Consider the following 21,135-nt stretch of genomic DNA (forward strand, 5'->3'; position numbering starts at 1 on the left):
TTTTGTCACATCATTCCCTGCAGCATCTATATAATAGCCTCTCATAATTCCTTTATGAATATAATACAGTGAAGAAACTCTTTGCCCCTGCCTTAAAACAATTGTATCCTTTGGTACCATCTTTATATCAGCTGTTGAATTAAATAAGTATTTTAAATCTTCTTCCAACTCCAGCTTCAAACCAGCTTCAATATAATCACTCGGCTTATTAAGCATAATTCATCACCTCTATAAACATATAATTCATCACCTCTATAAACATATAAGGCATATCCTTTATCCACAATTTACTATTATAGCATTTAACCATGTCAAGCAACATTTACAAATAATAAAATAAGTAATGATAAAGGTGAATCAATTCAAAATGATAATGAAAAAAGTAACCCAATTCAAGGTAAACGAGAAGGTGCTGGTTGTAAAGGTTTTGGAATTACGAAAAAAGTATCTTTGACTTTATCTGAAGAAACGTGGGCCGTGATTGAAAAGTTGTGTGAGGAGGAAGGGATGAAGCAATCTAAAGTCCTGTGAGACATTATTGAAAGTAGTATAAAAGATTAAATCTTAATAAAAATTTCATTTTGTAGAAAAGAAGCCCCGTTATTCACGGGGCTTCTAAGGGTAATTGTCAAGTAATGACGTACTCGACTAATTAACCATATCATGAATTTTTTGGTAAAAATACTGGTAAATGTGTCCAAATGGATAGGATCATCATTGTTAACGAACAATAAAGTTGTTTAATCTTAATGATCTAAGTACATAAAACACCGTTCGGAAATAGAACGGTGTTTTAAAATAATTGTTTAATTTTATTCATTCAATATTATTTTTCTCAAAACAAACAACAATAAAGTCATTTAGGAACTAAGTGTTCTTCTACAATTTCTCCCTTTTCTTGAATAAGTACATACTTGTATTAGCTTAGTACTTAACTTAGGAGGTTCTGTTGCAAAAAGTTTCCGAAGACATAAAGAGATGGAGAATATTGTGGACCAGTTTTATGAAATTATTAATAATTCATGTAATGCGTTATACGTCGAAAAAACGAAGTTTGGTTGAAGACTTCGTTTTTGTTTGTATATGGCATGAACAGTTTCTATACCTTTAATAGTACGTGAGGCATGGCGAAGACTTTGAAACCCTAAAGAACGGGAGAATCGACGTTTCACATGTCGATGATCTTGCTCAATGATATTATTGAGGTGCTTGATTGTACGATGAAAGGTATTTTTGTAAAGACCTATCTCCTTTAATTTTTTGAATGCGGAAGCTAAAGAAGGGGCCTTATCTGTCGTCAGAACCGTTGGTTCTCCAAAAGTTCGAACAAGTCTTTTCATAAAAGCATATGCTGCTTGTGTGTCCCGTTTTTGACGAAGTTGAATATCAAGTGTTTGTCCCTCTTTATCAATTGCTCGATATAAATAACACCATTGCCCTTTCACCTTGATATAGGTTTCATCCAAACGCCAAGATAACAATGTGTTTTTGTTTTTCTTCTTCCAAATCTGATAAATGAGATTTCCATATTCATGAACCCATCGCATGATGGTTGTTGGGTGAACTGAAATCCCACGTTCTTTCAGGATTTCAGATACATCGCGATAGCTTAAAGAAAAACGACAATAGTAGCCGACAGCTACTAAAATAATATCTTTCTTGAATTGTTTTCCTTTAAAATACCTCATGTCTGATTCTCCTAGATCCTGTTTTCTAGAGTGTATCTTCATGTAGAAAACTTTGCAACAGAACCAAATATACAACTTTTTGTTGGCACCACTTAACCTTAACAAAACTTCGCAACAGAACCAGAATGATTATTAAGTTAACAGAAATAAACCAGGTGCTGAAAAGCAACTGGTTTATTTTTATTAGATATAAATTTTAATAAGTTATAAATGTTTTTTAGTTGATATATATTGATAAATAAACATTTTATTGAGGTTGATATATAAATTAGAGTCCTAAAGGGTACTGATAGTATCGTATGCGCAACGTTTAGACGTTATTTGCTTAAGAGGTTGTCCTTTAGCTTTAAAAAACTTTTACTGTAATCTCTTTAAAATATAACCCATCAGCAGAACTAATTGTTACTTTTGTAGTACCTCTATTTAGAATTTTCATGTTTAAATTACCTGCTTCTGCATGCTCTGGGGCGATAGATGCATCAAGGACATCACGATTTGAAACTGTAATTTGTGCACCTTTTAAAGTATAGGCGAAGTTAAAATCGATAAATGGCTCACGGTTTGTATTTTTATAAAGTTTGGAAACTTTTATTTCTGCTGTATCAGTTACATTTTTATTTCCAAATTGCTTTGTATACCAACTAATATTAGAGAAATTGACTGGAACTCTACTTAATAATTTTGTGCGACCAGGGCTATCAGGTAATTTTTTGAGTTCTGCTTGTACTTTTACAATATCAGATTGCGTGATACCTGGTTTCACAGGAGATCCAATTCCGTTTGTAAATAAAGATTCTAACAGCTTTTGACCAGTTTGCAGTTCAGAGAAAAGTTTTTGAGCTTTTTCAATTTCTTTTAGTAGGTTTGTTTTATCGGCAGTATTAGATAGCTGATCAACTTTCGCTTTGGAAGCATCAATATCAGCTTGTTTAATATCAGCTTTTAACGTTTTATGATCATTGGCCGTGAATAAATCATTAATCGCTTTTTGAGCGTCTTGCAATTTGAATGCTTGAGCAGCTTTTAGTAGATTTTGAGCTTTTTCAATCTCTTTTTGTAAAGATTCTTTGTCTTTGTTGCTAGGAAGTTGGTTAACACTTTCTTTTGCAGCATCAACGTCAGCTTGTGTAGTAGCGTCTTTTAGAGTTGTATGATAAGTATCTGTAAATAGATTATTAACAATGTTACGATTATCATTTAATAATTTTAATAGATTTTGAGCTTTTTCAATTTCTTTTATTAAAGTATCTTTGTCTTTTTGATTAGATACAAGTTGCACTTTTTCAAGAGCTTTCTCAATGTCTTTTTCGCTAAGTCCATTATTTAACGCGATGTGATTTTCATCTAAGAAAAGGTTATTCACAGTCTTTTGAGCATCGCTTAATTTTAATGCTTCTTGTTCTTTGAGAAGACGTTGAGCATTTTTGATTTCATTTAATAAATCTGTTTTATTTTGATTGTTAGGAAGTTTACCAACTTTTTCTTTTGCAGCATTAATAGCTTGTTGAGTTGTTTCTGCACCTAGTTTAGAGTGAGCATCATCTGCAAAAAGCCCATGCACAGTGCCGCGTGCATCATTTAGTAAGTTTAATAGATTTTGAGCTTGTTCCAATTCTTTATCTAATTGTTGTTTATGTTTTGCGTCAGGAAGCTGCATTACTGATTTCTTAGCTGCATTAATTTCTTTTTGGGAAATATTCGCATGTAATGTGGAATGACTTTCATCAGAAAATAGGCTATTCACTGCTGCTTGAGCTTTTGTAATGAGATCGTGACTTACTGTAATACCTACTCGTGAATCTTGTTGGACTTTTGTATCTCCATAGTAACCGTAGTAAGATGCTACACTATAAATAAGCTTTCCGTCTTCAGCATCTTCTGGGACGATGAATTCCTTTTGAACAGTTGCTTCTTCTCCAGGTGATAAAATTTTGTCAGGGCCAATGTCAGCATATTCTTGATGCATACCAAGATGCCAATCAGCGCCCCAAACATTTGTTAAATTTCGATTACCTGTATTTTTAATTTTATATGTGTAAGTTACTTTTTCTCCAGGAGTTACAACTTCTTTATTCGTTGAAACTCTTAATGAGATTTCTGGCTTCACTACATCCACTGTAATAGATGATTTTCCCGTTGTTTTTACTTGTTCTCCATCAGCAGTACCGTATACGGTAGCTAGACTTCGAAAAGTTTTTCCTTCTTGTACATCCTTTGGAACATTGTATTTTTTAGTGAGCGTAATTGTTTCCCCAGGACCAAAAGCTTTGTCATCACCTAAATCAAAATATTCTTGCAGCATATTAACATGCCAGTCTACAACCCACACATTTTTAATTACTTTATTCGTTGCATTTGTAAGCTTGTACTGATATGTAATTGTTTCACCTGGCATAGGAGTTGGGTTACTTGGAGTAACTTGCAAAATCATATTACCAATCTGTTCCTGGCTACTAATCTTGGAGTCTGTGTTTTGTGCTGCAGAAGCTTCAGGCACAATTGGGGCTGCTAATACAGATAAACATAATAGTGATGCGACTACTTTTCTCTTGGTATTTTTCTTGCGTGAACCTTCCATGGAATAATCCCCCTAAAAATGTATTTTTTGTCAAAATCAATTCGGAAACAACTCTATAACATTTTGTAAAAAAAATCAAACTCGAATTTTAAAAAATAAATAAATTTACAAAATTATAACCTTTAAATAATATATATGAGGATTTTTAAATACATTTGAAAGACTAAGAAAGTGGCGAAGTATTTAATATCGAAAAATCTATAAGCGGTTTATACAACATTATAGGCAGTAAAACCTAGACTAATGGAGATTTTACTGTCCATCTTTTTTTAAGTGAACAACTTTATAAACCTTTTTTTTCTATTTTTGCAAAAATCAAGGTTGAAGTTTAAAGGAAAACGAGATAACCTAGTGAATGTGTATTTAGTTATTCAGAAAAACAAATCATTAAAACTTTACAGGATTCCTCTGTAGGGTTCAACTTTTTACACATTTAACACTATCATGATAGTGTTAAATGTGTAAAAAGGTTACATAGGAGGTGCTTCATAAGAATATTTTTCGTACGTTGTTTTTCAAGAATGATGACAGCGTATACATTATAGCATTTATTTATCTGGATTTAAAACTATAGAGAAGAGGAAATACGATGAATAGATTTGTAGTTGGAATAGGGATAAGTTGTTTATTGATAGGTACAGGAGCAGGGTGTTCAAATAAGCAAGAAGAGCAAGTGAAACAAGAGGTAAAAAAACAAGAAGAAGGTAAAGAGGAAACAAAAGTAGCCTTTCCTAAAGAAGCTAAAGATACAGGAAAAGTTAACATGAAAGTAATTACCAATAATGATCAGCAGGGGGGAGAAGGAGTTCCAGTTTTAAAGGTGGATCCTAAATTAGAACTGGCACAAATTCAAATAGAGTTAGAGGGATTAAGCGAGAAAGAAGAGGCTTATATATATGTCAATCAGAAATTTGTTACAAAAGAAGAAGGAACAAAAATATTTTCTACGTTTATAAATTTAGATGATGATCTATTGAAAAAAGGGGAACATACAATTTCTATTGCCCAGTTTAAAGATAATAATCCAAAAAAAGAATTGAAAAATTACAAAGAAGCAAAGTTTACAATTGAGTAACGGAAATTGAGCATTTATAAAAAGTAGATCTATCAGAATATATTAGTAATCAAGTATTGAGATTGAATATAGTGAAACGCATCATTGACTGCTAAAAATATCAATCTTGATATCACAATTTCTCTCTCTAAACTCGTAATATAAGAGCGTTTTTGTAAATCTCGATAGGGGAAGGGGTTGGAAAAATGCGCATCAGTAAAAAAAGAGTATGGATTAGTTTATTAGTATTATGCGCATGTTTTACCATAATTTATTCTACCAATATGGAATATCTATTATATTGTGGGAAGGTAATTCTGTCTATTGTAGTGGCGATGTTAATATTTTTCACGCAATTCCAAGGGGTTCTTTCGTTGTATCAAGTAATGATTAGTTTTTTAGGCCTCTTAAAAAAGAAAAAGACGTACCAGGTGGAAAATGAAATAGCTTCTACTCGTTTTGCAGTATTAGTTTGTGCTCATAATGAAGAGAGTGTAATTGGACAAATTGTTCAAAACTTAAAAAAGGTGGATTATCCAAAAGAAAAATATGATATTCATGTTATTTGTGACAATTGTACAGATGGGACAGCTCAAATTGTCCAGGAAGCTGGAGTGAATGCTTGGGAAAGACAGGATCCTCAAAAACGAGGCAAAGGCTATGGGCTAGAGTGGATGTTTCAAAAGTTGTTTCGTTTAGAGAAAGAAAACAAGAAAGTATATGATGCTGTGGTCATACTGGATGCGGATAATATTGTGTCACGAAATTTCTTACAAGTATTAAATTATAAGTTAGTAGCAGAAAAATATGAAGTAATTCAAGCGTATTTAGATTCAAAAAATCCAACAGATAATTGGATCTCAAAGTCTTACGCAATTGCTTATTGGTCTACAAACCGATTGTATCAATTTAGTAGAGGAAAGTTAGGGTTATCAGCTCAACTTGGTGGAACTGGTATGTGCTTTTCTATGCAAGTCTTAAAGGAAATAGGATGGGGAACACAAAGTTTAACGGAAGATTTAGAGTTTACAGCTAAATACATATTCACAAAAGGAAGATCTGTTGGCTGGGCACATGAAGCAAAAATATTTGATGAAAAACCGACAGACTTTAAAATATCTTTTCGCCAACGTGTTCGCTGGATGCAAGGACATATGGATTGTATGGTTCGCTACTCCGTACCACTTTTAAAAAATTTTGTACAAACATTTAATATAAATGCACTTGATATGTTTATTTATCTTATTCAGCCAACGAGAACAATGTTATCAGTAAACTCCATTATATTATTTTGTTTAACATATTATGAATTACTTCCATCTTATATAATGCCATATGTATTAAGTCCATGGATTTGGCTGATGATGGCTTTATCTTTTTATTTATTACCGATTATTGCGCTGATACAAGAAAAACAGATAAAGAATGTAATTTGGACACCTATTGTTTATATTTTTGGTTTTTCTTGGGTCCCAATTATATTTTTAGGGTTTATAAAAAGAAAGCAAAAGGTATGGATCCATACTCCCCACAATCGAGTAATGGATAAGGAAAATATGTTAAAGATGGAAGATCTAACGTAAAATCTAAAAATAAAAAATTGGTAAGTGGGGGAGTAAAAAGTGAGTTTCTTACTTTTTTTGATAATATTATGTAAATTGTTTGTTGGATATACAGAGTTATATGAGCAATTTAATATTAATAGTTTTTTTATGGATTCTTTATATATAATGTTTGTATTTTTTCTAATACGTGGTTTTGCACCGAAAAAACTACGAACAACTTTATACGCTGGGATAAGCATATTAGCAGGAATTATCTTGTTTGCCTGTGTGGTATATAAAAGATTTTATGGTGTCATACCAACCTATCACACTTTATTGTTAGTAAACCAAACTACTAAATTAGCAGACAGCATATCCTCTCTTTTAAATTGGAAAGACCTGTATTATGTTGTAGATATAATCCCTTTACCTTTTATCATATACAGAGCATCTCAACTTAAAAAAGAAATTAGAGATATACGCTTTTCAAAGAAGAACATAGGAATTGCTTCTCTTTGTTTTATGTTAACATTTTCTACATTTATATATACAATAAATAAAAAAGACGTATTGAATGATAAGAAGAAATCTGAACAAATGGGTATTTTTTCTTATAATTTATCATTCCCTTTTGAGAAAATAATTCCTGTGAATAAAGCTTATTCTATGGAGAATAAGAACATAACGAATGAAATGATTAGGGAAATAAAAAAAGAAAAATTAGTGACGAACCCTGAATATGAAGGTGTTGCAAGGGATAGAAACTTAATTATTCTTCAACTTGAATCGCTACAAGAAAATGTAATGGGATTAAAAATTAATGGGAAATCAATCACTCCTAATTTGGATAGTTTACGTAAACAATCGTTATCGTTCCCTACATTTTTCCAACAAACAGGTAAAGGGAATACAGTTGATGCAGAATGGAGTGTAAATACATCGACTTATCCAGGAACACAGGAATTAAATGCAAATCGTTTTGCAAATCGCAAAGTTCCAAGTTTACCTAGATTATTAAAACAATATGATTATGTAACTAATACATTCCATACAAATGATTCGGAATTTTATAACCGAAAGCAATTATACAAAGCATTAGGATTTGATAAGTTCTATGACCAAAAATATTTTGGAAATAAAGATGTGATAGACATAGCTGCTAGTGATCATGTTCTTTATGAAAAAACACTTCCAATTTTGAAAGAATTAGATGAAAAAAACAAGAAATTTTATGCACATATTATTGCATTAAGTAGCCATCATCCTTTTAAAATACCAAGTGAAAAACAACCTTTACCACTACCAAAAGAATTAGAGGGAACGCAATTTGGAGATTATATTCAAGCGGTTAACTATGTGGATAAAGAATTAGGCTTTTTTATAGAAGAACTAAAACGTGAAGGATTATGGGAGAAATCGTTATTTGTCGTATACGGAGATCATCATATTATTGATACAAATTCTTTACCTAATAATTTGAAAAAATATTTACCTGTATCACATGTGAAAAATGGACAATTTGACCCTTATCGTATCCCATTTATTATTCATTATCCAGAATTAAAAGAAGGAAAAGAGATAAAAAACATAGGTAGTGAAATTGATATATTCCCAACAATTATTAACTTATTAGGAATACAGACGAAGGAACAAGTTATGTTTGGACAAGATCTGTTAAATACTGAGGATAACATTATTCCGCAGAGATACTTTTTCCCTGATGGAACATTTATACATGAGAAGTATTGTTATATCCCAGGTGAAGAATTTGATGATGGACAAGCTATGGATTTAGAAGGAATGCCGGTTCCATTACAACCAGAAATAAAAAAAGATTTTGAACGAACAAGAAAATTATTAAATTTGTCCGATCAATATCTTAAAAGCCTTCCTGTAAGAAAAGATAAAGTGGAGGATTAGTCATGAAGAAAAGGATATTAATTATTGTATATAGTAGTTTTTTTCTCTTTACATTTTATCGTCTTATAGATACACCGCATATACTAAACTTCTTATTTCCTGGATTTGAGGAGGAGATTAAAAGGGGGAAACATAAATAAAGGATATATCATTAATAAACAAAAAGAACTCGTTTGGAACAATCTTGAACAGCTCCCTGTCAAGTAGACAGTGGAAATAATAAAAAATACTTTAAGCGGCTTGAACCCTGTATTCCAATGGGCTTAAGCCGTTTAATCTTTCTTGGTAACGTTCGTTATTGTAAAACTGGATATAATCATCTATTGCTTGTTGTAACGCTTCAAATGTTTCATACTTATGTAAGTAATATTTTTCACACTTCAACGTTCCCCAAAACGATTCCATTGGTCCATTATCTATACATTTTCCTACACGTGACATGCTATGAATCATTTTTGCTTTTTCTATTTTTCTCTTAAACCCATGTGACGTATATTGATACCCTCGATCACTATGAATCAATGGATGTTCATTCTCTTTTAATATAGTGATAGCTTGATCCAACGTTCGAAATACCAATTTATTATTGTTTGAATGTCCCAATACATAACTAATAATGGAGCCATCGTAAAGATCTAAAATGGCGCTTAAATACGTTTTCCTTCCGTTTCCTAATTTGAACTCCGTGACATCTGTTACCCATTTTTCATTGGGCTTGCTTGCAGTAAATTCGCGATTTAGTCGATTTTCAGCGACGTATTGTGCAGGTGAAGGAACATAGCGCTTTCTTTTCCGACGAATCACGGACTGTAATCCAGCGATGTGCATTAAGCGATAAATACGTTTGTGATTAAACTTTTTATGATATATCCTATTAATATTTAATTTCATTCTTCGATACCCATAAATGCCTCCTACTCGTGCATAAATAGCTTGAATATCCTGAAGAATTGCTTCATTCTCTAATTCTCCAGCTGTTGGCATACGCTGTAGCCATTTATAATAAGCAGCACGAGATACACCGGCAATTTCACATAAAAGGATTACTGGCAGGTTTTCAGTCGCATGTAAATCTTGAATCGCTCTATATTTATTGTGTAGACGAACGCTTGTTAACGACGCCTCCTTTCGAGTTCCTCTAACTTTTTTAAAAAAGCATTTTCTGCACGTAATCGTTCATTTTCTCGCTCTAAACGTTTCATTTCCATCTTAAACTTTTCTTCATCTGTTAATTCATATTCCTCTTTCTTTCGACCGCGTTTATCTTGTAGTGCTTCTTCACCATGTGCTTCAAACTTCTTGACCCATTGATATACCTGTTGATAAGAAACTTCATAGTTTTCGGCTGTGAGCTGATAGTTTTTTTGATGTTGTATACAGTAATTTACAATTTGAATTCGTTCTTCTAACGTTGTTTTTCTTCTACTTGTCATAGAGTTTGTCATTCCTTTACCGGTATCATTTAATTCTCTATGACTATTATACTTTTTAATCCATTTTCTCAAAACCGCAGTACTGGATACATTGTATTTTTGGATAACCTTGCTTAACGAGTAGTGTCCTGATAGATAATCATTGACGGCTGCTAACTTTAGCTCTTTTGAATAACACTTCCAAGAAAGAGCTTCTTCTAGGCCGTCTTCACCATTCACTTCATACCTTCTCTTCCAATCTCTAATGGTCCCAGGATCAACCAAAAATTTAGCAGTAATGTCGGCTATGGAATGATGACCATCTTTATAAAGAGCTAAAATCGCCAGCTTTTCAGCTTTAGAATATTTCATTCGAGCCATAAAAAATACTCCCCTTAGATAAACAGATTTTTATTTTTTATCTGTCTACCTAATGGGGAGCATATCATCTTTGTTCCAAGCGAGTTCTTTTTGTTTATATGTTTTTTATAATGTTCCGACAGAAGACTCTTTCCTCAAAAATGCGAAGGTGTGAAACACCAATTTTAGGTGGAGATGAATGTCGGTAGGCGTAAGCCTACATTTTTTAGTATACTGTAGGCATCATACAAAAAAGTGAGGTGCAACCGCTTTGTATTTAACCATTTTCTTTCTCTACCGAGCTCACTCAATTAAAAAAGAAGCAGGATACAACCCACTTCAAACAGTCCGTAAGGACGTTAAGTGGTAAGTAGTTCAATCCAAACTAACACAAAACATATTCAGAATCAAAAAAATAATTTAATCTATATTATATGTATAGATTAAATTGTAAAAATTATGTATAATTATATTAAGTTATAAGGGAAAGGAGAGGAAAAGTATGCTTACAAATCTTTTAAACTTAGTATCAGGCTTATTAGGTACTCTTATTGGTTAAGTAAAAAAATTCTGTACCAGAACATTTTTTTACTCCTGAACAGATTGATTTATAAAATCAATCTGTTCTTTTCAAATGTAAATATATATTAAATTAATAATAAATTCTTCTAAAATTTCGACTTTAATTCTGCTTCTCTTATCCAACAAAAATCGAAGTTTATACAATCACACCAGATTAATATTATATTTATCATCTTTTAATATATTATACCTTTACTGATAAAAAGATAAATAAAGACTAACGGTTCTGGTGCAAAAATCATTTGATAGAGGCATAGAAACCTGCATAGACTGTTCAATGGTAGATTATGATGCAATTCCAAATCATTTATGTATGAATCGGTTTTGGTGCAAAAAAAGAATAAAATGCATATATTCCTAACGGAATTGTATCTTATACTGCAAGTTCAAACAATTGATGGATAAATTCTTTTTGTTTTTGGACAGACTGGTCCCGTAAATCAATCTGTTCCTTTTTAATCATATGCATGGCTTGGTTCTGTTGCGAAGTTTTGTTAAGGTTAAGTGGTGCCAACAAAAAGTTGTACATTTTATGCGATTGTTAGTAGCTCCTGTAATTCATTGTATGTCGAAAAACCGAAGTCTGAGCCAAGACTTCGGTTTCGTTTATATAAAGTATGAATGGTTTCGATGCCTTTCAAGGTACGGGAAGCGTGGCGAAGATTTTGAAATCCTGCGGGTTCTGTTGCGAAGTTTTGTTAAGGTTAAGTGGTGCCAACAAAAAGTTGTACATTTTATGTGGTTGTTAGTAGCTCCTATAATTCATTGTACGTCGAAAAACCGAAGTCTGAGCCAAGACTTCGGTTTCGTTTATATAAAGCATGAATGGTTTCGATGCCTTTCAAGGTACGGGAAGCGTGGCGAAGATTTTGAAATCCTGCGTATTTGGAAAAACGTCGCTTCACATGCCTATGGTCCTGTTCAATGAGATTGTTCAAATGCTTGCTTGTACAATGAGCTGTATGTTTATAAAAGCCTTGTTCCTTTAATTTTTTGAATGCACAAAGTAATGCCGGTGCTTTGTCTGTTGTTAGAACCGTTGGTTCTCCAAACATTTTCACTAACCTTTTCATAAAGGCATATGCAGCCTGATGATCCCGTTTTTTACGAAGTTGAATATCCAATGTGTATCCTTCTTTATCAATTGCACGATATAAATAACACCATTTTCCTTTGACTTTTATATAGGTTTCATCTAGTTTCCAAGATAATGGAACGTTTTTATTTTTCTTCTTCCAAATTTGATAAATAAGATTTCCATATTCATGAACCCAGCGCATGATGGTTGTTGGGTGAACCGAAACACCACGCTCTTTCAAGATTTCAGATACATCACGATAACTTAAAGAAAAACGACAATAGTAGCCGACGGCTACCAAAATAATATCCTTTTTAAACTGTTTTCCTTTAAAATACCCCATATATCATTCTCCTGCTCACACTTTTTCTACAGGTTATCTCAGTTTAGAAATCTTTGCAACACAACCAAGTGACCAATGGAAACGTAACAGTCTTTGTACGTGGCTACTATTTCTAGTGAATTAACACGTACATTTTCCCAATGGCGCCTCCTCAAATCTCGTGCAATTTCTTCCCTTACTTGTTGAAGGTCTCGATAAAGTACAGTAATGGCATGAGAATATAAAAATCCCCTATATTTTCCTCCTTTCGTCGATCTAATATAGGGTATGCAAACAAGTTTCCCTTCTTGACTTTGAATCTTAAACTTTTGATTTACCATATAAGGCTCTAATCTTCAGGATAATTCCAATAAATCTATAAAACTTGGATATACTGATCACGCATCTTTTTTAGGGGCATGCTATCAATATATCCAAGTTTAGGAGATTACTTACAAGATTATTGGAATTTTTTGCACCAGAACCAGAAAAGCCTTGCTGTATAAACAAGACTTTTTCATACAATGGTATATCTGGTATCATCTGAAACACATAAATTGGCTGTTTCAATTCTCACATGACATTTCTCAAATCGTCGCTTGACTTCTGATTTCAATTTCTCATTTGCTTCCTCTAAAGAACGTGCTGGAATGATTGTGGATTGTAAACCTCTTTCCTTGCCACCATACATCACAGAAAAATCAATTTCATACCGATGTATCATGGTTCCCTCACTTCCCTTCTTTTGAAATCGTTTTGTCCACTCGAACGAAAAATAAATACCAATACATAACCAAATATATGCAATATCTTCTAAAAAATAGTCCATCCTCCTCTTATTTCTTCAAAAATCTATATAAACCTCCTAACAAGCTGAATAACAAACCAAATTTTACTTGATACCAAATGTATTAGATCGTTCTATAAAACCCATTACAAGTAAATCTGAGAATTCATTTTCTTTGAAACGGAAATTTTTTGTGCTTATATTCGTAAGAAAATTGTTTTCCTACACACCCTATTGCCAATTCTGTTGGAAGTGTAGCCGATAATACAATAATCACTTGTTGGATTGGGTTCTCTCCCAAATAATGATAAGAAATGTACACACAACTAACAAATGAGGTTTAGAAACATGCGAAAAAGCCAAGGCTTCTTGAAAAAGCGCTTGGCTGCTTGTTTATTTCTTGATTTACTAAGGTAAAAATCAATGATGTTCCCTTCGGAATCTATAGTGTGATATAAATACATCCATTGACCTTTTACTTTTACGTAGGTTTCATCAACTTTCCATGAGTCGATATCGTGCTTTCTCTTCTAATTGAGGCCCATATTGATGAACCCAGCGCATAATCGTTAGGTGAACAATTGATAATCCGCTTTCCTACATCATTTCCACCAGGTTACGGAAGCTCAAGCATTTATGTAGATGTTTTGAAGTATCTGCATGATCCAAACTTATATGATTAAATGCTAACTCAAAGATTTCCAACAAAAAAGAACCACTAAAAAGTGATTCTTTTTTGTTAAGGGTATAGTCCGACTCACATAGAGATTTTGAGAATAACTCTATAAGTTGTAGTATAGAACAATTCAATGTAAACTTATATGAATTTTTTGCTAATTTTTCTATATTATGGTTGATAAAATTTTTATTTTTGATTAAGTAAGTACTGATTAATCCTATCTTGAATTGCATCTTTAATAAATTCTTCGATGGAACTATTTGTTTCTTCTACAATTTTTTTTATAAATTTATACTCGTTACTTGTGAGAGTTACGGGCTTTGTTACGGTATTGCTATCTAAATATACACTATTGTTAACACGTGGTATCATTTTTCCTTCTATTATATAGGGTGCTAAATTATCCATCCATTCGGTTTGCATTCCAGAGGGTAATGATACTAGAGATTGACGAATATCAAAATACCAAAATTCATCTTCTACTGATATTTTTAAGTTTCTTGGTGATACATACTGTAATATGAGATCTATAAATCGAAAAATATCACTTCGATATTGATAAGATTTAGGAAAGCGGAATTTCACAAATCGTTGATGGTGACTTCTCGGTTGATTAAATAAAATATAGGCAGGCTTATATCCAACTTTGATTGCATCCTCTAACGTCATGTCATTTCCAAATTCATCACGTAGTATGATATCCCCACGTTTTGGAATAGAGATAATACGTGCTAACGTATTCCCTTTCATAAATCTTTGTAATAGTACTACATTATGCTTTTGTGAGTATGTATAGATTGTATTTTTCCGTTCTATTTGTTGAACTAATTCACGGACATCATCTTCTTTCACAAATTTTGTTTTGCGATTACGATGCTCCTGTATCGTACAAGTTATCTTGTCCTCTTCTATCCATTTTTCGAGTTGATACATACTAATATGGTACTTTTTACTTGCTTGATATAAAGTAATTCCTTCTACCTCAAGTTCTTCTTTTAATTTCTCTATTTCTTCCTTTTTAAATAAAAAGCTCCCATCTAAACGCCATGTATCCTTATTAATTGGATTTAATTGTCCCTGTTTTATCAAATTATTAAATGTGAAGTGACTAATATCTAAATACTCTTTTACTTCGTTTGTGGTCATATTTATTTCGTATGCACTCAGCATTCATGTTCCCCCTAATATTACATTTGTATAGAAAAGAAATAATATTATTATGTAAATTATAATTTATAAAATATATGATTTTAATTTATTATAACATAACTCAAAAATAAACTATTTAAATTTTTATTTAATAACAAAATGCAATTTCTAATTAAATTCATTTTTATAATGCTATAAATTAAATGAAATATTATTAATTGTATTAAGAAATCTATAAACATAGAAAATAGAATATTTTCTATAGTCATATTACACTTTCATTTTTATAAAATTTAATCTTATTATGCTAATAATTTTGAATGCAATTAAGTTATAATAATAGATATAAAAGGAATTAATAAGGAGTTGAAGGATAATGAAATTTGAATTGAATACAATTCATAATGAAACTTCTTTAGAAAATATAGAAAAACAAAAACAAAATTTCACAAACATAATTGCAGTATGGAATCGTGATTATATAAATGAGGCTGAATTTAAAAAGGAAAATAATGAAAGAGAAGATTCATATACATATGAGGGATTTTCAGATGAAGAAATATTGTACTACTACTTAAATCGGCAAACACATTTTGATCAAGAAAAACGTATAAAGAATGCATCCAGGGCTCTATATGCACGTGATTTAAGTCAATTTTATTTTTTCATCAAACAAAGTACAGAATTTCTGCAGCAAGATGTTAAAGATTATGTAGTCGGCCAAGTTTGGAGGAACTTAAGAAAGCGACATATCCGAAACTATCAAAAGTGGTTATCCCAGGAGGCAATCTCCTATCAATCAAAAGAAAAATACAAAGCATCTACGATTAGTCGAAAACTTGGTGTGATCCGTTCGTATTTGAAATGGCTATATGAAATTCAATATATCCAGGAACCTCTTCATGTGGAAGTTCTAAGTACGACCGTTAATAAACACCATAAACCAAAACGCGAGTTATCATATGAGGAAGTGAAGCAGTTGCTTCATTACTATAAGGATAATGAAATCAATTACGCTTTATTATCCGTTTTAGCTACCACTGGATTACGTGTTGCAGAAGTCGCTCATGCCAAATGGGAAGATCTTGAGTATGACGCTATACGCGGACGTTACTATTTAACAGTTGATACAAAGGGAGATAATGAACGAATTGTTTCTATTAATAAGGAGATTTTTAATCGTATTGTTGCATTTCGAATTCGGAGAAGGTTACCTGTAGACATTGGGAATAAAAATGGTGGGACGATATTTCAAACAAAGAACCGTACTGCTTATAGAGAGAATTATTTGTCACAATATATTTCTAAAATCATTAAGGATACAAAGTTACCCTTTACTGAGGATATAAGAATTACTCCCCATTTCTTTAGGCATTTTTATGTACAATACTTGTACGATTACAAGGGACTAGCCCCTCATGTCATCGCAGCTGCAGTAGGTCATAAAAATGATCGGACTACGAAAGAAAATTATCTGAAGCAGAGATTGACGAAAGATAATGATGCTGGCAATCTAATTTTGGAAGATGAATTTTAATAACGATTTTATTAGGTATTAAATTACTTCAATACTATTGTTTTTAATTATGTAATTTTTATATAATTAAAAACAATTTATAGTCTATTTGTTTTGGTTTATTCTTATAATGTATAAGGATTTATTAGTTCTTCGCCAAGTTTCCCTAAAAATTTTCGCATTTATAGGGAAGCGTGTAGAGCCTTGCTAAGGTTCTGTTGCGAAGTTTTGTTAAGGTTAAGTGGCGCTAACAAAAGGTTGTACATTTTATGTGATTGTTAGTAGCTCCTGTAATTCATTGTATGTCGAAAAACCGAAGTCTGAGCCAAGACTTTGGTTTTTCGACATACAATGAATGGTTTCGATGCCTTTCAAGGTACGGGAAGCGTGGCGAAGATTTTGAAATCCTGCGGATTTGGAAAAACATCGCTTCACATGCCTATGATCCTGTTCAATGAGATTGTTCAAATGCTTGATTGTACAATGAGTTGTATGTATATAAAAGCCTTGTTCTCTTAATTTGTTAAATGCGCAAAGTAATGCTGGTGCTTTGTCTGTAGTGAGAACCGCTGGTTCTCTAAACGTTTTGACTAATCTTTTCATAAAGGCATAGGCAGCCTGATGATCCCGTTTTTTACGAAGTTGAATATCCAATGTGTGCCCGTCTTTATCAATTGCACGATATAAATAACACCATTTTCCTTTGACTTTTATATAGGTTTCATCTAGTTTCCAAGATAATTGAACGTTTTTATTTTTCTTCTTCCAAATTTGATAGATAAGATTTCCATATTCATGAACCCAGCGCATGATGGTTGTTGGGTGAACCGAAACACCACGTTCTTTCAAGATTTCAGATACATCACGATAACTTAAAGAAAAACGACAATAGTAGCCGACGGCTACCAAAATAATATCCTTTTTAAACTGTTTTCCTCTAAAATACCCCATATATCATTCTCCTGCTCACACTTTTTCTAAAGGTTATCTTAGTTTAGAAATCTTTGCAACAGAACCGATAGTGTCAGTATATTCGAAGTTGAGAGATTCAATGCAGTTATCTTGAGGTTTTGGACTAAAATGAATTTTCTAATACTTAATATTTTTTTTGTAAAATCATGTTCTTTTTGATTAGATTTTGTAGTATTCATTATAAATTAAAGATACGTTTCTAGTAGAAGACTCTCCTTATAAAGATTGTGCCCCATAGAGGAGTCTCAACTTTTTTCAGAGCACTCACTCTAATGTGAGTGCATTTTTTTGGCAGACAAGGACTGGTTCTGGTGCAAAAACTTCAATATAATGACAATAAATCTATAAATCTTGGACATACTGATACTATTAATCTAAAAGAGGTGTGTAATCGGTATGACAAAGGACAATTTGTTCAAATGGAAGCACGATCAACCTGATATTATCTTATTAACGATAAGATGGTACCTACGGTACAATCTAAGTTTCCATGATTTAGTGGAAATGATGGAGGAACGGGGTTTATCCATTTCTCATACAACGATTATGCGTTGGGTTCATCAGTATGGGGTTCTGGTGCAAAAAATCTCTTAAACTTGGACATACTGATACTATGACTCTAAAAAGGGGTGTCATCGCATGCCCATCAAGCTAAGATTTTAAGACACCCCCATAACGAGAATTTTACCTTTTTACAGTTATTTATGAGAATTCGGCTCATTTTTTTCGTTCTGGGGTAGTTTATTTTTGTTAGGTTGACAGCTATAGGGACATTTCCTTTCGTTAAGTTGATAACGATGTGGCGCTATCCCTATAATATATAGATATACTAATGATATCTCTTACTAGTCCGAAAATCTTTTTTCTCATAATAAATAATTTATCTATACATCCAATAATAGAATTACAATAGAAATTAAAGAACAACAAGTTCCTATTAAATACAAAACCATGACTGCATGAGATTGAGAAAAACCTGCTTGAAGTAACTTATGATGTCCATGAGTTTTATCCGGATTATAAGGAGCTTGTCCTTTTAACGTACGCTGTATTATTACACGTAATCCATCAAGAATAGGAACTCCCAAAGCAAATACAGGTATAAATATAGAGAATACGGTAGCTGATTTCATTGTGCCAATCACAGAAATAGATCCTAATAGAAAACCAATCAATGTTGATCCTGCATCTCCCATAATTATACGTGCTGGAAAAAAGTTATGTTTTAGAAAACCTAAAGCTGCACCAGCTAATGCTACAGCCCAAAAAAAGGAAGTTAATTCTCCTTTAACTAAAGCAACACATGCAAGAGTTGCAGCAGAAATTACTGCAATACCAGCTGCAAGGCCATCTAATCCATCAAGAAAATTAAAAACATTAATCACCATTACAATCCAACCTATTGTTAACAGTATTGAAATTTCTGATGAGAAGGAAACAAACTTAGATTCTGTAAAAGGTATCGATAAACCTACAATTCCTCCACTAAAATGAACTACCAGGTAAGCAGCTAGAATTTGTACTAGTAGCCTCGGTAATGCCGGAAAATCTTTTCCACGAGTTTTATAATAGTCATCTATTAAACCTATAATAACTAGTAAAAAACTCCCAGAAATGATAGCAATATTGGCAGTATCAAAATTATATCCCAATATTTTAGTTAATTGTACTGCAGCAAGAAAACCTAAAAAAATACCAATCCCACCCAATAATGGTATTGGATTTTTATGTATTTTTCTGCTAATAGGTATATCAACAAAATTCCATTTAACGGCAAATTTCATTATAAAAGGTACTGAAAACCATGTAACTGCAAAAGCAAACAAACCTATTAAAACCCCATACATATCAATTTATTCCTTTCTTTAGAAAAATAACTAATTGTGAAGGTTTATACTTAAACTATTTGGCAGTTTAGTTAAAGAAGCAGGATTAATGAAATTGCCTTTTGTAAAAAAGTGGGTTCATCTCCACATTTATCTAGATAAAAAAGCTTGATTACAATACTCTCTCAAAGAGTTTATAAAATGGATCGTTGCATTCTTTCGTTCCCAGCGATTTTTATAATTGGACTTGACTTGGACTCTCCCTCTAATTCTAAGTGCCTCATGAAGAATGTCAGAATACCTTAAATCAAAGTCCTTGATCACTTCTTCACAGGCCAGTTCCTTTGATGTAATCTTTCCTGTTTTCAATGTATAGTACACTCGACATAAGGTTAAAACAATGAACTCAATCCAAAAATCGAATAAAAACAAATAGCTTTGGGAAGCTTTACTCGCTATATAGTGGTTAAGATTGTACTCCATCTCCTGCATAACATCCTTCCAATCAATATTTGAGTAATAAGTAGAAAATTTCGGACCGTAAACAGCATATGAATCATGAACAAGCTGATAAACCGCAATTTTCATAAGCTTTCTTTTTCCCTTACACTTTGTACCCTCAAAAAACGGGAAAGATTTATGTAAATGTAATTGATTCTGCTCATCCAAGGATAAGTACTCACATTCAAACTTTTTGACCAATGGACATTTAGCTCTAACCTTCTTATGAAGGTGCGATAGTTTTATTAACTCTTCGCCCGTCAATTCCTGATTAAAAACTGTAACAAAATCAATATCACTGCTTTCAGGATGAAAGGCACCTATAACGTTTGATCCATATAAATAGACACCAAGAACTTGATTTGGAAACATTTCGTTCAACCTGCTACTATAGAGCATCATTACTTTCTTGACTTCGTTATGGATCATATTTCTTTAACTCCTTTATGTTTCAATTAGCTTAACTCCTTGTTTTACAATCCCTTCCCATAATGGATATTTTTCAGGCTCAAGCATAATCATCGTAAATCCACTTAGGAAAGATAAATAAGCCCACGTTTTATCGCGAAGTTCTTGTTCGGTTTCATTTAGACTAGAGCGCTTCTTCAACAATTCAGTCATTCTCTCTACAAACTCATAAGTGATGAAAACTGCTTCTTGCTCTAGCTCCGGAAACCTACCAGATTGGGAAAACAGATATTGTAAAATTCGTAGGTTTGATGGATCTTCACGATATTTCCTCACGTGATGCCTCACCATCTGCTCTAATTGCTCTGACAATTCTAGGCTTTCTGGTAAATACAGTTGTCCTTTTCTAGTCTCTTGAAATGCTTCTTTAACGGTATTCTCAAACAAGTCCTCCTTGCTAGGAAAATACAGTAAAATCGTAGCAGGATTAATACCTATTGCCTGCCCTATACTAGAAAGGGTAGTCTTAGAAAAAACCTCTCTTGGAAATTGCCTTTTTGCTTCTTTTAATATGACATTTCGCTTCTCTAGTCGCTGTTGATTGTTGACTGTTCTTGCCATTCATAATCCCTCACAATATATTAAATAAATAAACGTTTATTTATTTAATATAAATGAATTACATATGGAAGTAAATACGTTTTAACGCACAGAGTTGGTTTTATCTATTAGGGGTCACAATAAATACCCATCAAGTTA

At 32.5% G+C, this 21,135-nt stretch carries 15 protein-coding genes and 5 pseudogenes; 6 read left to right on the plus strand and 14 right to left on the minus strand.

The genetic code is table 11. The features are described 5' to 3' along the window. The 3 genes and pseudogenes from Y7E_RS0127595 to Y7E_RS0127610 all read right to left on the minus strand — a co-directional run. Window positions 1-216, minus strand: a pseudogene (locus Y7E_RS0127595) (Crp/Fnr family transcriptional regulator); the annotation flags it as partial. Between the two features lie 785 nt (window positions 217-1,001). Next, window positions 1,002-1,688: an IS6 family transposase gene (locus Y7E_RS0127605; protein WP_017154416.1), complete on the minus strand. Its 687-nt coding sequence runs from the start codon at window positions 1,686-1,688 to the stop codon at window positions 1,002-1,004. 346 nt (window positions 1,689-2,034) lie between these two features. After that, window positions 2,035-4,266, minus strand: a complete 2,232-nt coding sequence (locus Y7E_RS0127610; RefSeq protein ID WP_017154417.1) for a toxin Cry1Ac domain D-VI-related protein — start codon at window positions 4,264-4,266, stop codon at window positions 2,035-2,037. A 589-nt stretch (window positions 4,267-4,855) separates the two neighbouring features. Here Y7E_RS0127610 and Y7E_RS0127615 point away from each other — a divergent pair. From Y7E_RS0127615 to Y7E_RS33805, 4 genes are all read left to right on the plus strand, one after another. After that, a complete protein-coding gene (locus tag Y7E_RS0127615; RefSeq protein WP_017154418.1) occupies window positions 4,856-5,341 on the plus strand; it encodes a hypothetical protein in 486 nt (161 codons plus the stop codon). A 353-nt stretch (window positions 5,342-5,694) separates the two neighbouring features. Next, window positions 5,695-6,903, plus strand: a complete 1,209-nt coding sequence (locus tag Y7E_RS0127620; RefSeq protein WP_017154419.1) for a glycosyltransferase family 2 protein — start codon at window positions 5,695-5,697, stop codon at window positions 6,901-6,903. 483 nt (window positions 6,904-7,386) lie between these two features. Further along, window positions 7,387-8,784: an LTA synthase family protein gene (locus Y7E_RS0127625; RefSeq protein ID WP_237741419.1), complete on the plus strand. Its 1,398-nt coding sequence runs from the start codon at window positions 7,387-7,389 to the stop codon at window positions 8,782-8,784. 2 nt (window positions 8,785-8,786) lie between these two features. Beyond that, window positions 8,787-8,924 carry a hypothetical protein gene (locus tag Y7E_RS33805; protein ID WP_017154421.1) on the plus strand — a complete coding sequence of 46 codons (138 nt, stop codon included), beginning with the start codon at window positions 8,787-8,789 and terminating at the stop codon, window positions 8,922-8,924. 91 nt (window positions 8,925-9,015) lie between these two features. Here Y7E_RS33805 and Y7E_RS32330 read toward each other — a convergent pair. From Y7E_RS32330 to Y7E_RS0127665, 7 genes and pseudogenes are all read right to left on the minus strand, one after another. After that, window positions 9,016-10,577, minus strand: a protein-coding gene (locus tag Y7E_RS32330) for an IS3 family transposase (RefSeq protein WP_087958059.1) whose coding sequence is annotated in 2 segments (ribosomal slippage) — window positions 9,016-9,944 and window positions 9,944-10,577 — 1,563 coding nt in all. Because the reading frame shifts where the segments join, the coding sequence is not laid out codon by codon here. Window positions 10,578-11,511: 934 nt separating this feature from the next. Continuing rightward, window positions 11,512-11,613, minus strand: a pseudogene (locus Y7E_RS33365) (IS6 family transposase); the annotation flags it as partial. A 55-nt stretch (window positions 11,614-11,668) separates the two neighbouring features. Further along, window positions 11,669-11,815: pseudogene (locus tag Y7E_RS34640) on the minus strand (IS6 family transposase); the annotation flags it as partial. Window positions 11,816-11,893: 78 nt separating this feature from the next. Further along, the gene (locus tag Y7E_RS0127650; RefSeq protein ID WP_017154425.1) at window positions 11,894-12,559 is read right to left on the minus strand and encodes an IS6 family transposase; all 666 of its coding nucleotides are present in this window, start codon (window positions 12,557-12,559) and stop codon (window positions 11,894-11,896) included. Window positions 12,560-13,055: 496 nt separating this feature from the next. After that, window positions 13,056-13,262 carry a hypothetical protein gene (locus tag Y7E_RS0127660; protein ID WP_026049380.1) on the minus strand — a complete coding sequence of 69 codons (207 nt, stop codon included), beginning with the start codon at window positions 13,260-13,262 and terminating at the stop codon, window positions 13,056-13,058. A 384-nt stretch (window positions 13,263-13,646) separates the two neighbouring features. Then, window positions 13,647-13,970: pseudogene (locus Y7E_RS32340) on the minus strand (IS6 family transposase); the annotation flags it as partial. 220 nt (window positions 13,971-14,190) lie between these two features. Continuing rightward, window positions 14,191-15,174, minus strand: a complete 984-nt coding sequence (locus Y7E_RS0127665) for a hypothetical protein (RefSeq protein ID WP_017154428.1) — start codon at window positions 15,172-15,174, stop codon at window positions 14,191-14,193. Window positions 15,175-15,529: 355 nt separating this feature from the next. On the opposite strand from Y7E_RS0127665, the gene Y7E_RS0127670 reads away from it, so the two are divergent. Then, window positions 15,530-16,690: a tyrosine-type recombinase/integrase gene (locus Y7E_RS0127670; RefSeq protein WP_017154429.1), complete on the plus strand. Its 1,161-nt coding sequence runs from the start codon at window positions 15,530-15,532 to the stop codon at window positions 16,688-16,690. Between the two features lie 246 nt (window positions 16,691-16,936). Here Y7E_RS0127670 and Y7E_RS0127675 read toward each other — a convergent pair whose 3' ends face one another. After that, window positions 16,937-17,620: an IS6 family transposase gene (locus Y7E_RS0127675; RefSeq protein ID WP_017154430.1), complete on the minus strand. Its 684-nt coding sequence runs from the start codon at window positions 17,618-17,620 to the stop codon at window positions 16,937-16,939. Between the two features lie 417 nt (window positions 17,621-18,037). Between Y7E_RS0127675 and Y7E_RS32350 the strand changes: the two are divergent. After that, window positions 18,038-18,226: pseudogene (locus Y7E_RS32350) on the plus strand (IS6 family transposase); the annotation flags it as partial. 299 nt (window positions 18,227-18,525) lie between these two features. On the opposite strand, the gene Y7E_RS0127685 reads toward Y7E_RS32350, so the two are convergent. From Y7E_RS0127685 to Y7E_RS0127695, 3 genes are all read right to left on the minus strand, one after another. Next, window positions 18,526-19,488, minus strand: a complete 963-nt coding sequence (locus Y7E_RS0127685; RefSeq protein WP_017154432.1) for an MraY family glycosyltransferase — start codon at window positions 19,486-19,488, stop codon at window positions 18,526-18,528. Window positions 19,489-19,617: 129 nt separating this feature from the next. Continuing rightward, the gene (locus Y7E_RS0127690) at window positions 19,618-20,397 is read right to left on the minus strand and encodes a nucleotidyltransferase domain-containing protein (RefSeq protein WP_017150377.1); all 780 of its coding nucleotides are present in this window, start codon (window positions 20,395-20,397) and stop codon (window positions 19,618-19,620) included. A 15-nt stretch (window positions 20,398-20,412) separates the two neighbouring features. Beyond that, window positions 20,413-20,997: a TetR/AcrR family transcriptional regulator gene (locus tag Y7E_RS0127695; RefSeq protein WP_017150538.1), complete on the minus strand. Its 585-nt coding sequence runs from the start codon at window positions 20,995-20,997 to the stop codon at window positions 20,413-20,415. Between the last annotated feature and the right edge of the window lie 138 nt (window positions 20,998-21,135).

The sequence above is a fragment of the Bacillus bingmayongensis genome, from assembly GCF_000299035.1.
In the GTDB taxonomy this organism is placed as follows: domain Bacteria; phylum Bacillota; class Bacilli; order Bacillales; family Bacillaceae_G; genus Bacillus_A; species Bacillus_A bingmayongensis.